Genomic DNA, 13,845 nt, shown 5'->3' on the forward strand with positions numbered 1-13,845 from the left:
CTGTATATGCAGAATCCAGGAAAAAATGGAACAGAGGCTAACGGCTATCGGGTAAAATCCAATCGCGAGAACAAATGAAACGTTCCATACGCTAAACCCATTATCAAAACTCATAAACGACAAGCCCCAAATCACGAACCAAGGAATCAGACACAGCACATAAAAAATCTGACTGCCAATTAAAAACCCCTTCATTCTACTCTCCTTACCTATTTGAAATCTTCACTCAGCTACACATAAATTGGCCAAACGTCTAATTTCTTCACCCATCCTCTGATTGATAGGAAAAACATCTTCTAAATACTTTAATATATGCAACGCTGATTCAGGGACATGGTGATACCCTTGCATCATGTCACCAATCGTCTGTGCAAAACGTGGAAATCTTTTTTCCAAGCGTCTTTCATTGCTAAATACGTCTGGAAAGTACTCTACCTCTGGTTCAATCAAATGCAGCACATTCAGAATATTATCGATGGCCTCACCTTGAACAAACTTCAAAGCAGATAGTTTCTCCCCTCTTGCATAACGGCACAATCCCACATACAAATTAGTTAGCGCCTCATTCAATGAATAGTTCAGTGAGTGATCTTTTTTTGGCGAAACATTTTGAACGATAGGTATGTGCAAACCTTTATTAATGAAATGTGCCTCTTGCCAAACAATTCGTCCCTCTGAAAACGAAAAATGGTCCATTTCTTTTTCTTCAAAAATGGCAAACTCTGCATAAATCCCGTCTTCAAATAAGATTTTATGCCCGTCTTTCGTATTCTTAAAAGAAAACGCTAACGGATGAACCGCTTCTAACCAATCCAAACGGTCAATAAATCTGGATTTTAACTCGGGTCTTGCAATCACGAAGAAATCCAAATCCGAATAGTCATCGAGCCGCTCAAGCTCAATCCCCACTGAACCGAGTCCAAGCAGTAACAACGCACCTCCCGTTGATTCCAAACTCTGACCAATTTCATCTAATCTGCTTAACAATTTCTGTTTTCTCAATCGCGCACTCCTCCTATTTGAATAGAAAAAGGGTCCAACCACCGTATTTGCGAGGTTGAACCCAATTGTTACATTGCCTTTAGTTTTCTTAACTTGAAATTATCATTGTGCGTAAAGTCTGTCAACTTCATAAATATATTACGTTTGTGTTGTCTCTGAAACTTCAGGAGGAACAAGGGCATATTTCTCCCAAGCCCTGCTCTTCCATCGGAAATACATAATGATGCCTCGTGTCCATTCATCTGCAGCAATGGCCAACCAAATTCCTGGCAGCCCCATATTCAAATGAAAAACGAAGAAATAGCCTAAAGGCAAACTCATCAACACCATTGAAAAGACTCCTATTAGTACTGGGAATTTAGCATCTCCTGCAGCGCGCAAGGAATTGATGATGACGATATTCATTGTCCGTCCCGTTTCCAGAAGGATACTGAGCAACAGAACAGTGGACGCTATTTTGATGACTTCTGGATTATCCGTAAACAACCCGATCAGCTGATTGCGGAAAATCATAACAAGAATGACCATACATAGCGTAAAGATAAGAGCTGATTTTAAACTCTTCCATAATCGCGAATAAGCTTCTTCTTTTTCATTCGCCCCGACCAATCGCCCAACGATGATGGCAGTTCCCATACCAATCGCGATGGCAAATAAGAATGTAAACATGGAAATATTCATCGCATATTGTCTGGCAGCTAAAGCTTCCGCTCCTAGATAAGTCGCATAATACAAGAAGACAATTTGACACGCTTGATACATGACTTGCTCAAACGCTGCCGGAATCCCGATGTGCAGGATTTTGCCAATGTATTCTTTGGACAGGTTAATGTAATAGTGAAATTTCACTCGATATTCCATGACTTGATAGAGTAACCAGAAGAACACAATGAGTGCAAGGAATCGACTGATGACTGACGAGATGGCGGCACCTTGAACCCCCAATTCTGGGAATCCGAATTTCCCGAAAATCAGCAAATAGTTACCGATTACGTGAATGATGTTCATGCCCAACGACACATACATCGTTTGTTTGGTCCACCCGTGTACACGTATAATGGCCGCTAACGAATTAATGATGGCCTGAAGAAAGATTGCGCCTCCTACAATGGACAAATATTGTTCTGCATACACCAATACCTCGCCTTGTAAATTCATGGCCGACATCATGCTTCGCGCAAACAACAAGTATCCCGCGCTTATTACAAGACCAATCCCAAGATTTAATGTAACGGCTAGCCCGGATATTTTTGATGCTTCGATATACCTCTTGGAACCGAGATATTGTGAAACCACAATCGCAGCACCTGTTCCGACAACTTCGAGTACTAAAATGGCAATGTGTATATATTGGTTTGCTGCACCGACTCCCGATACGGCATCATCCGAAAGGGCACTCAGCATGAACGTATCTACAATTCCCATTAACATAAAAAGAAAGATTTCTAAAAAAATAGGCCATGTCAGGCTGAATAATTTCAACTTCTCCATTGGCTTGTTCTCTGCTTTAATTGTTGCCATTTTTTCACCTACTTCCCAAGTAACAATATGTTATCTTATCAATTACTAGGACAAAAAGAAAGACAAGTAACACAGTGGTTACTTGTCTCAACTATTTTTCAGATAGGTCATTTCTTCAGCAAAGTTGTGTTAGAGGAATAGTCCAACGACGGTAGCTGTTAGTACCGATGCCATTGTAGCAACTAACAACATCTTGAGGCCAAACTTGGCTACAACCCCTGATTGTTTTTCATCAATTGCCTGTACTGTTCCGATGATGATTCCAATGGAACTAAAGTTAGCAAATGAGATTAAGAATGCTGATACAACGCCTACAGTTTTAGCAGACAAGTTAGGGATCATTTCTTGGAAGCCCAACATGGCAACAAACTCATTAGAGATGATCTTTGTTCCCATTACACCGCCTGCTTGTACCATTTCATTAGCTGGTACACCCATTAACCAAGCTACAGGTGATAATACAAACCCCATAATTGTAGTCAAGTCTATACCAATAGTTGATGTAAGAACAAAGTTAACCATTGCAATAAGAGAGATGTATGCAATAAGCATAGCTCCTACAATTCCTGCAACTTTCATCCCATCGATGGCACCATTGCCAATTGCCTCGAATAGAGACTTATCATTAATCATATCTTTAACTCTTATTTCTTCACCTTCAACTGATTGAGCCGGAGCCACCATAGAGGCAAGTAGTAATCCTGACATTATATTAAGAGGTAGAGCTACCAGTACGTATTCAGAAGGTATCATCGTCATATAAGCTCCTACAATGGATGCTGATACACTTGTCAGAGACGCTGTTGTAGCAATAAATAATCTGTTCTTATTCATTTTAGGAATATGGTTTTTTACTGCGATTAAAGCTCCTGTATCTCCAAAGATTGAAGAGGCCACAGTAGAGAAAGATTCAATTACAGGAAGACCTGTTAATTTAGAAACTGCTCCTCCAAGATACTTAATCATAAGAGGTAAAATTCTGATGTAAGTCAATACACTTAGCAAAGTGGATGTAAATACTATCAGCAATAAAACCGAGATAAAGAATACTGGTCTGTCATTCTCAAACACAAAGCCACCAAAGACAAAAGCGATCCCTTCATTACCAAATACCATCAACTTAGCGAAAAAGTCAGTGACTGCTTTTACTACCTGTCCACCAATTGCTGTATTAAGCATGGCATAAGCTGTAACAAGCTGAGCTACAAACAAGATTACTACTGCTCTATAGTTGATGTTTTTCTTATCATTCGACATTAAGAACGCCGCTCCAAGTAATACAATAACTGATAAGATTGCTGTTAATATTCCTGTCATGTTGATTACTCCCCGTTTCATCAGTTTATTATTTTACATCCTCTGATTTGTTAAACAATGTGTGACATTATTCAAAAACTGTATATCCAATGTAGATTATCCATGTCACCATGGAATTTTCAATTCCTATGATATCCCTTAAAATTTAGCTTTTCCCATACTTTTAACTAAATACATTGATAAATGAAATCGTTTTCTTAAAACGGTACACGATTGAAAATGCACAATTTTTTAAAAAAAAATTAAGTGTTGGTACAGAGCATTTTACACACTCGTTAGGATTACGACGAATCGCTGAATAGAGTTATGTTTAACATAATCAAGAGGTTTTATATACGTGCTCCAAAAACCAAAGCTACGGACGATAATAAAAAAGTGACAACAAAAAAAGCATCTCTAGAGAGACACTTAAACAATATACTATATCAAATTGGATTCTCTTTAATTTTGAAAACTTATACTTAACTGATTTTAATTGCCGTTTCAATTAGGAAATGGACATATTGACAACAACCGAGCAGAAAGAACAGGTGCCAGAACACTGTTTCTCTTTAAAAACCCAATGCCTCATCTTTTACTTTGATTGTTGACATTTTTCCATATATTTCTTAGTTAACAAGATTTTACCTTTAAATTACTCGGTTTTTTTTATGATTTTAACTTTTTAACAATCAAACTTTCTTCCTTAACGATCGAGCAATCGAAGAAGACACAACCAATTATTTTCAGTATATGATCCTCATCCAGAACTCAGAGGAAGCAACTCCTTATTAGGCGTTCGAACGATTTCGCATAACTCCCCATACTTTGTCATAACGTGAAGATATGGGGGGAATAAAATTACAAAGGTACAGAAAACTGCAGATGTCGTAAAGAAAGGAATCGGTTTTGGAACTTGCCTTTCGATGGTTATCTCGTACACAGCTTATAAGTCTATTGGTTGGGCCATTGTACACGGGTTTTTTAGTTGGTTTTATGTCCTTTATTATTTAATAAAGAATTAAACAGATTTATTTTATAAAACCAAAGACAGACTTCTGCAAACGAAGTCTGTCTAGACTGTAGACAAAAAATAAAAAGAGTGAATATAACTGTATACTAATGAAAAAGAGCGTATGCAAGACAATGTTGATTTCCTTTGCGACGGACGCGTTTCGCGGGCACGGCTTTAGTCTCCTCGTCACTACGTTCCTGCGGGGCCTTCAGCTCGTGCTGTTCCCGCTGAAGTCGCCGCCTCCACTCCAATCAACGGATTTCGCTTCTGTTTGCGTATCTCTTCATATGATTTCATTAGTAAGATGGTCGGCAATTTCTGAAGACTCCTGCGAAAAAACGAAATAAGAAGAAAATTCGACACTAATCCATAATGCAAAAGCGGTTAGACTTTCAAAGTGAATTTAGGCAACTTTTTAAGGCCGTAATATACAAGGATTGTTCTGAATCCTGTATATTACTGCCTTTTTAATTTATTTATATGATGATTTCGTACACAAAGGACATAAACAAATATTCTCTAGACCATGAATCTGTAGCAATAGATGCTTACTGTGTGTCTTCCCATTTGGTGACTTCTTCCCGAACGATCGGTGCCACTTCCGTTCCTAACAGTTCAATGGCCTTCATCACATCAGCATGAGGCATCGTCCCAACGGGTACATGTAGCATAAAGCGTGTAATCCCTACATTTTTACGCAGGTGTATGATCTTTTGGGCAACGGTTTCCGAATCCCCTACATACAATGCCCCTTTAAAACTCCTGGCTGCATCGAATGCCGCACGGTCGTAATGACCCCAGCCTCTCTCCCGTCCAAGGACGTTCATGACTTGCTGGGTCGGTGGGAAAAATTTATCTGCTGCCGTCTCATTATCCTCTGCAATAAACCCGTGTGAATGGGAGGCAATCGGTAATTTTGATACGTCATGACCTGCCTTAGCCGCCGCTTGTTTATAGAGCTGAACAAGTGGGGCAAACTGCACGGGGCGTCCTCCTATTATTGCCAAAACCAGTGGCAGTCCCAAAAGTCCTGCGCGGACGACTGATTCACTATTACCCCCACTGCCAATCCATATAGGCAAAGGATCTTGAACAGGACGCGGATATATACCAACATTATCAATGGCTGGGCGATGCTTTCCAGACCATGACACGATTTCGGACTTCTGTAATTTCAGCAGCAAGTCCAACTTTTCTTCAAACAGTTCGTGATAGTCCTCTAAATCATAGCCAAACAGCGGAAAGGATTCGATAAAAGAACCCCGTCCAGCCATAATTTCCGCACGCCCATTCGAGATACCATCAAGTGTGGCAAAGTCCTGGAATACCCGGACTGGATCTGCAGATGAAAGCACAGTGACCGCACTCGTCAATCGGATTCTCTTTGTCTGTGATGCTGCAGCTGCCAACACTACTGCTGGAGAAGAGGCCGCAAAATCATGACGATGATGCTCTCCAACCCCAAATACATCCAATCCAACTTGATCGGCAAACACAATTTCCTCCACGACTTCACGCAACCGTTGTGCGTGGCTGATTACTTTACCGGTTTTAACATCAGGTGTTGTTTCTACAAACGTGCTGATTCCTATCTCCATTAACAAGACCTCCTATATAATTCACCGTTTTCTCAAATGAATAAATTTTATATTTTCTTTAATATACTTCATTTTCGAGATATTTTCCTTTCGAGGAATTTCTTTCAGATACACGTAAATGTCAATATCCTACTTAGGAAAAACCATACTTATACTGTCCTATACATTAGTAATTCACTGCTATATAGTAAAATCAGGTGATGATATGAAATCAAACATATACTTAAACAATGAAAAATTCATTGCAGGAATGACCATGAAAAATGAAGTCGAACTGGAATACAACAATATGGCTCTCCACGCCTGTGAATCCACGGCTGATATAGTAGAAAACCGCAAGAAATTAGCTGCCTTCTTACATTGCGAACTGGATAATTTCGTTTGTGCGAATCAGACACATAGTGCGAATTTCCATCGGGTAACGCTTGATGATAAAGGACGCGGCGCGAAACAGGTTGATACAGCCATTGCGGATACAGATGCCCTGTATACGTATGAGCCTAATATCTTGCTAAGTAGCTTCACAGCTGATTGTGTCCCTGTGATTTTTTACAATGAAGTGACTGGCCTGATAGGCGTTATTCATTCCGGCTGGCAAGGTACCGTCAAAGAAATCTCATTAAAACTTTTTGAGCATTTAAATCAAGTTGAACGTTGTAACCCAAGTGATTTACATGTCCAGATTGGTGCAGCGCTGAGCCAGGAAAAATTTGAAGTTGATGAAAATGTGTATGTAAAATTCAAAGACCTTGGCTACGCCGATGATTTTATGTATTACAATGATCAAACTCACAAGTATCACATTGACAATCAGTTGACCGTGAAAAAACAATGTGAATTAGCTGGCATCCCGTCAGAGCAAATTACGATTGACCGTACGTGCACGTTTGTTAGTCCGGATGGCTTCTCTTATCGCCAAGACAAACAAAGCGGAAGACATTTGAGCTTTATTATGAAAAAAGGGAATGACCCGGAATAATTTTAAAAGCACATCAACATTAAAAAGTTGATGTGCTCAGCTTGTTGACAAAAGAATATTGATCAATATAAAAGTATAAAAATTGAGTTCTTATTTTTTGCACTCTATCGAAAAAGATTGTGGTCGGCTATTTCTTTCGCTTTCCGCGGACGAAACGCTAGCCTCCTCGGCTTAGCTGTCTATGACAGCTGAGCCTGCGGGGTCTAGCTTGTTTCGTTTTTCCGCAGGTGTCTTCAGAAATAGCCAACCACCTTCCAACTTAAATATTTTGCAGAAACACGCTTACAGAAGCTATATCTGTTGATTGGAGTGGAGGCGGCGACTTCAGCGGGAACAGCACGAGCTGAAGACCCCGCAGGAACGTAGTGACGAGGAGACTGAAGCCGTGCCCGCGAAACGCGTCCGCCGCAATGGAAATCAATATTTTCTTGCATAGGCACTTTTTCATTAGTATACAGTTATATTCACTCTTTTTATTTTTTGTCTACATTCTAAGCACATCAACATTAAAAAGTTGATGTGCTTTCTTATTGTTACAGCTCAACCTTGCTTAATACTCCTATTTCAATGGAAATTCATCTTGTTTGACAGTCATTTAATTCCCATTTTTCAAAATGGAATAAAAATACATTTCACACACCGACAAGTGTACGCATAGCATAAGAGATAATTTCATAACGACGGAGGTACAAATTTGGTCAATTTTTTATCTTTCCAGGGAACGGTCACGGAAATCAGTGATTTCATGATAGGAGCAAATGGTGAAGGAGAAGGTTGCTATACGTTGATGTCAGTAGATAATGGTGCTGGAGCTTCAGTAAATTTCGTGGTATCGCCGACCACTTATTTTGTTAACTCGGAGATGGTCGCTGTGGGAGACCGGGTAACCGGGTACTATGATGGAAATGCCCCTGTTCCTCTCATTTATCCACCGCAATACCGGGCACTTATCATCGTGAAAGATAATCCTTATCAAGATGTGAAAGTCGATTACTTCAATAGCCAATTGGAAAGCAAGGATGGACAATTAAAATTAAATCTTACTCCTTATACTCCGATTATATCTAGGAATGGGCAACCATTCACACGGAGTATTACGAACCGAAACCTGATTGTCATCTATGGTCCAACTACGAGAAGCATTCCGGCACAGACCACGCCATATGGAATTATTGTTTGGTGTTGAATTTAAAGGAATCCGCATGGAACTTGCGATTTTTATTTTATCGTTTATGGTAGGGTTCATCGAAATAATATAAGAGGTAAAAAAGACGGGAGATTTTTTCTTCCGTTTTTTTGTATGCCGGTAGTACCTTAATCTGACCCCTACATTTTGCTATAAACTGATACTTTTAAATAGTCCAGCCCTTTGCTACTRTTATCAGTGAATTCAAAAAAACGCAAAGAAGGGTTAAACTATGCAAAATACACAAAGTTATTCAAGCTCAATCTCACGCACACGCACATTTGATTTAATTTTAACGTCTATGTTAATTGCACTTGTATTCGTTGCTACACTCTTATTAARTATCAAACTACCGATTACGGCGAATGGCGGTTTAGTTCATCTTGGAACAGCTATGCTCTTCATTGCCTCCATCTTATTTGGTCCTAAAAAAGCAGCCATCGCTGGTGCTGTTGGGATGGGGTTATTCGATTTAGTCTCTAGTTATACATTGTGGGCACCCTTCACCATTGTGGCTCGCGGATTACAAGGATATATAGTTGGAAAAATCGCTTGGTCGAATGGCCGCAATGGCAGCAATGGCAGCAGCGTTGCTTTCAATCTACTCGCTACTATTGTTTCTATTCCTGTGATGTTAGCGGTTTATTACCTTTGTGAAGGGGTTCTATATGGTAACTGGATTGCACCTGTGGCCTCTATTCCTGGAAACATCGTTCAAAATGTTGTCGGGATCATTGTAGCCATTCCTGTAGCTATTGCACTGAAAAAGGTTCCTTTTTTTAAGTAGTACTATTGTTAAACACCATATACCAATTTTTATATAACCTAAAAAAAGGGGAAGGCTAAGTATATCAAGCCTTCCCCTTTACTATTGTTTTTTAGAAAGTGAATTATCGGTTAGTCACTTGATCATCATTTTGAGTATCTATTGGAACACGCTTGCCGATTCGAAAAGCGTAAAAACTAATGACAACAAGAAATAAGAACACAATACCTGCAATAAGCGACATCCGTGTRTCCTCATTAAACCACATGCCAACTAAAACTATAATTAAAAAGGCGATGGTAATGTAGTTTGTCACCGGTGCAAAAGGCATTTTGAATGGATGATTATCCATTTCAGCCCCTTTTCTTTTTCGGAATTGAATTTGACTAATTAGAATGACAAACCACGGAATCATACCAGGCAGTACACTTGCACTGTATACATATACAAATAAATTTTCTGGTGCAATGTAACTTAGCACAACGCCAACTATTAAACCAAGCATTACACCAAGCAAACTAAATATAGGCACTCCATTACGAGTTAGTTTTGTAAAGAACTTTGGTGCTTGTCCATTTATCCCTAATGTATAAAGCATACGTCCTGCACTATAAATACCACTGTTACAGCCTGACAACGCCGCTGTGATGACGACAAAGTTAATAAGTCCGGCGGCGGCTGTAATACCCACTTTCGCAAAAGTTGCTACAAATGGGCTACCAATCGAACTCAGCTGATCCCAAGGATAAACTGTTACTATAACAAAAATCGCACCAATGTAGAAAATTAAAATACGCCAAATAAGACTTTGAATGGCTCTCGTTAATGTTTTTTGCGGATTTTTCGCTTCACCAGCTGTAATCCCAATTAGTTCGACACCTTGATAAGCCCCAATAACTAGTGATAGCGCAAAGAAGAAGCCTGTCCAGCCACCTGTAAAGAAGCCGCCATGTTCCCAAAGGTTAGATAATCCGATTGCATTTCCTCCATTACCAAATCCGAAGAAAATAAGGCCAAACCCAGCAATAATCATCAATACAATTGTAACGATTTTAATCATCGCAAACCAAAATTCAAATTCACCAAATACTTTAACAGAAACTAAGTTAGCTGCACCCAGAATCACTATTGCGATAAGACCTGGTATCCAAGCAGGCAGGTCTGGGAACCAGTACTTCATGTATGCCCCAACAGCTATAATTTCTGACATCCCAACAATTACCCACTGGAACCAGTTACTCCATGCCGTCATATACCCCGCTAAGGGATGAATGTATTTATGGCCAAATGTCGCATATGAACCTGTACTTGGCTCTAAATATAACATTTCTCCCATTGCACGCATTATGAAAAAGATAAAAATTCCTGTGATTGCATAAGCAAGCATTACAGACGGACCCGTCCATTTAATTGTGCTGGCTGAACCCATAAATAAACCAACACCAATTGTACCGCCCAAAGCAATCATCTGAATATGACGCGCTTCCAAGCCTCTCTTTAATTCTTTGTTTGACATTTCATTTCCTCCTCTTAGACTATAAAATTGCTTCAATTACCAGCAAGCTACTAATATCTATATTCGGTATTAAAATGATGAAGGGAGCGTCACTTTCAATATATTTTAAAAGTAATTTACTTGTCTTATAATAATAAATTATCCGACAGAATACAAATGTATTTTTCAGGAAAACACTGGTATAATCAGTATTTTTCGATTATTTATACAACAGTAACTATGTTAGAATTAAAATAATTTTTATTTCGAAATAGTAATAATATTATAGGGATTCTTTCTATTGTATTCTTTCCCTCGATATATATCTTTTCTTTATTGGATAAAAAATCAAACTGAAAAACTATATTGAATTTCACTTTCAGTAAACAGACATAGCTCCAGAGTTGTCGGAATCATTGTAGTTATTTTAGCTAAAATAAAAAAGGGGAAGGCTTAGTATATCAAGCCTTCCCCTTTTTTATTGTTTTTAAATGCTATTTTAAAGAAAGTATGAAAATTCCATATCTAAAATTAACTTTAGACTTGTTCTTTTTCACTTAGACCAAGCTTCTCTGCTATTGAAATATTTATTTCGTTCAGAAGCTCTGGATTTTCCATTAGTGACACGCCATAAGAAGGAATCATTTCTTTGATTTTTGGTTCCCATTCTTCCATATGTTGCGGGAAGCATTTTTTAATTACTTCGAGCATAACGTGAACTGCCGTAGAAGCACCGGGAGAAGCCCCTAGTAATGCTGCAATCGAGCCATCAGCAGCACTAACAACTTCCGTACCAAATTGAAGCGTTCCTTTGCCTTCAGAAGTATCTTTGATCACTTGTACACGTTGACCAGCTACAACTAAATCCCAATCCTCGCTCTTGGCGTTCGGGATAAACTCTCGTAACTCATCCATACGCTGTTCTTTCGATAACATAACTTGCTGAATCAGGTATTTTGTCAATGACATTTCTTTTGCGCCTGCCGCCAACATGGTTAAGATATTATTCGGTTTTACAGAGGTCACTAGATCCAAATTTGAACCGGTTTTTAAGAACTTAGGTGAGAAGCCGGCAAATGGTCCAAATAGCAACGATTTTTTATTGTCAATAAATCGTGTATCAAGATGCGGAACAGACATTGGTGGAGCACCAACTTTAGCTTTTCCGTATACTTTTGCATGATTTTGAGCAATAACTTCTGGATTATTACACACCATGAAGATTCCGCTTACTGGGAATCCTCCAATTTGTCYTCCTTCAGGAATGCCGGATTTTTGCAGTAAATGCACGCTTCCGCCTCCGCCTCCGATAAAGACAAATTTTGCAGTATGGTGTTCCACGATACCGCTGTAGACATTACTCACTTTTAATTCCCATGAACCATCGCCATTTTGGTACAAATTATCAACATTGTGGTTATATTTGATACGGACGTTCTTATTCTGTAAGTGGTCAAACAACATGCGCGTTAAAGCACCAAAGTTAACATCCGTTCCAGAGTCGATTTTTGTTGCAGCTATGACTTCATTCGAAGGACGGTCTTGCATAATGAGCGGAATCCATTCCATCAGTTTTGCTGGGTCATCAGAAAATTCCATTCCTTGGAACAGCGGATTTTTTGATAGCGCTTCAAAACGTTTCTTTAAGAACGCCACATTTTGTTCCCCTTGTACCATACTCATATGAGGCAATGGCATGATAAAGTCTTCTGGATTATTTATCAACCCGTTTTTTACAAGATGTGACCAAAACTGCGTGGACAGCCGAAACTGTTCATTTATTTTAATCGCTTTGCTAATATCAATAGATCCGTCTGGTTTTTCAGTTGTATAGTTAAGCTCACACAGGGCCGCATGACCTGTTCCTGCATTATTCCATTCGTTCGAGCTTTCTTCTCCTGCATTGTCGAGCTTCTCAATCACTGTAATTTTCAATTCCGGCGCTAATTCTTTCAAAAGTGTCCCTAAAGTGGCACTCATGACTCCGGCACCAATTAAGATAACGTCTGTATTAGTTTCTCTCATGTTCATTTTTACCATCCTTAGTCCCTAAAATTGCAGAAAGAATGTAGGCGCTCTTGCTTAGAAAGCATAATAAGCCAAGGCGAGACCTAGTCACACACCTTTTCTGTTTAAAATATATCCATATTATAGTGTAATACAATTATTTAAACATTAATATATCAACTCAACTATTACCTAATAATTATAAGCTAAATAAAAGCAGGTTAACAGTGAGAAGTCCTTCCATAAGGCTACGGAACATTCCAGTGTGTGCTGCACTGAAAAAAATCTATTTTATATAGTTAATTATAGTGATTTACAGCGACTTAAATCTTTTCATTCTATATGACACAAAAAAGGGAGAACGCTTCGTATAACAAGCATTCTCCTTCTTTTTTGATTTAACTTCAAGTTTAAGTTACCTCATTTTGAAAGATTATTTTGCTCAAGACTTTGATAAACGGAAATCATATCTTGTTTATCCAACTCACGAATACGATTGAAAATGGGTATATCTGCAACACCCTCTGTAAGCAATCCAGCCACTACATCCCTTACTTTACCGGTCAGCCAGGTTTGTACGTCGAAGCCTTCGATGATTTCCTTCCGACCTTCATTATTGATACCACTAGCATGGCAACTCACACAGGGCACCGACAATTTATACACGCCGTCATGAAGACCATCTTCGGAAATGACTTTCTTCCCTGCACAGAATGGACATTTATGACTTGCTTTAACTTTATTGATTTGGGTAACAATTTTTTTGTATCCAAACGCTTCGTACACATAAGTTAGCTTTTTATATTTTCCATTGGTGAAATACTTATCGATAATGGTTTCTCTCGTTTCGGTAATATTGGCGAAATCACAGATTGTGATCTGGTTTTTACAGCTTATTGCTTCGATTTTGCTTCCAATACTGTCCCAGAATGGGAAAGCATTCTGTAAAACGATCTCGTAGTCAATAAAGCTTGCCTGTT

The 13,845-nt window shown here is 38.9% G+C and carries 11 protein-coding genes and 1 pseudogene; 3 read left to right on the plus strand and 9 right to left on the minus strand.

Annotated elements, in window-relative coordinates:
• The 6 genes from AC1DSB_RS05580 to AC1DSB_RS05605 form a co-directional block, all read right to left on the minus strand.
• The coding region (locus AC1DSB_RS05580) for a hypothetical protein (RefSeq protein ID WP_477586036.1) at positions 1 to 195 on the minus strand (195 nt) is incomplete at its 3' end.
• A 27-nt stretch (positions 196 to 222) separates the two neighbouring features.
• Complete coding sequence (locus AC1DSB_RS05585) at positions 223 to 1,002, minus strand: hypothetical protein (protein ID WP_477531137.1); 780 nt, start codon at positions 1,000 to 1,002, stop codon at positions 223 to 225.
• A gap of 138 nt (positions 1,003 to 1,140) precedes the next feature.
• Complete coding sequence (locus tag AC1DSB_RS05590; RefSeq protein WP_477531138.1) at positions 1,141 to 2,523, minus strand: MATE family efflux transporter; 1,383 nt, start codon at positions 2,521 to 2,523, stop codon at positions 1,141 to 1,143.
• 129 nt (positions 2,524 to 2,652) lie between these two features.
• Positions 2,653 to 3,840, minus strand: a complete 1,188-nt coding sequence (locus tag AC1DSB_RS05595) for a NupC/NupG family nucleoside CNT transporter (protein ID WP_477531139.1) — start codon at positions 3,838 to 3,840, stop codon at positions 2,653 to 2,655.
• A 1,183-nt stretch (positions 3,841 to 5,023) separates the two neighbouring features.
• On the minus strand, positions 5,024 to 5,149 hold the full coding sequence (locus AC1DSB_RS05600; RefSeq protein WP_477586038.1) for a hypothetical protein: 126 nt from the start codon (positions 5,147 to 5,149) through the stop codon (positions 5,024 to 5,026).
• A 233-nt stretch (positions 5,150 to 5,382) separates the two neighbouring features.
• The gene (locus AC1DSB_RS05605) at positions 5,383 to 6,432 is read right to left on the minus strand and encodes an LLM class flavin-dependent oxidoreductase (protein ID WP_477531141.1); all 1,050 of its coding nucleotides are present in this window, start codon (positions 6,430 to 6,432) and stop codon (positions 5,383 to 5,385) included.
• 205 nt (positions 6,433 to 6,637) lie between these two features.
• On the opposite strand from AC1DSB_RS05605, the gene pgeF reads away from it, so the two are divergent.
• The 3 genes from pgeF (at position 6,638) to AC1DSB_RS05620 (ending at position 9,384) form a co-directional block, all read left to right on the plus strand.
• Positions 6,638 to 7,411 carry a peptidoglycan editing factor PgeF gene (pgeF, locus tag AC1DSB_RS05610; RefSeq protein ID WP_477531142.1) on the plus strand — a complete coding sequence of 258 codons (774 nt, stop codon included), beginning with the start codon at positions 6,638 to 6,640 and terminating at the stop codon, positions 7,409 to 7,411.
• Positions 7,412 to 8,105: 694 nt separating this feature from the next.
• Complete coding sequence (locus AC1DSB_RS05615; protein WP_477531143.1) at positions 8,106 to 8,597, plus strand: hypothetical protein; 492 nt, start codon at positions 8,106 to 8,108, stop codon at positions 8,595 to 8,597.
• A gap of 232 nt (positions 8,598 to 8,829) precedes the next feature.
• Entirely contained in the window at positions 8,830 to 9,384 is a 555-nt protein-coding gene (locus AC1DSB_RS05620) for an ECF transporter S component (RefSeq protein ID WP_477586040.1), read from the plus strand.
• A gap of 103 nt (positions 9,385 to 9,487) precedes the next feature.
• Here AC1DSB_RS05620 and AC1DSB_RS05625 read toward each other — a convergent pair whose 3' ends face one another.
• The 3 genes and pseudogenes from AC1DSB_RS05625 to AC1DSB_RS05635 all read right to left on the minus strand — a co-directional run.
• On the minus strand, positions 9,488 to 10,879 hold the full coding sequence (locus tag AC1DSB_RS05625) for an amino acid permease (protein ID WP_477531145.1): 1,392 nt from the start codon (positions 10,877 to 10,879) through the stop codon (positions 9,488 to 9,490).
• A gap of 516 nt (positions 10,880 to 11,395) precedes the next feature.
• Positions 11,396 to 12,889, minus strand: a complete 1,494-nt coding sequence (gene mqo / locus AC1DSB_RS05630) for a malate dehydrogenase (quinone) (RefSeq protein ID WP_477586042.1) — start codon at positions 12,887 to 12,889, stop codon at positions 11,396 to 11,398.
• A gap of 396 nt (positions 12,890 to 13,285) precedes the next feature.
• Positions 13,286 to 13,845 (minus strand): annotated as a pseudogene (locus AC1DSB_RS05635) (excinuclease ABC subunit UvrA); the annotation flags it as partial.

The organism is Paenisporosarcina sp. P4_E4_2, assembly GCF_056401595.1.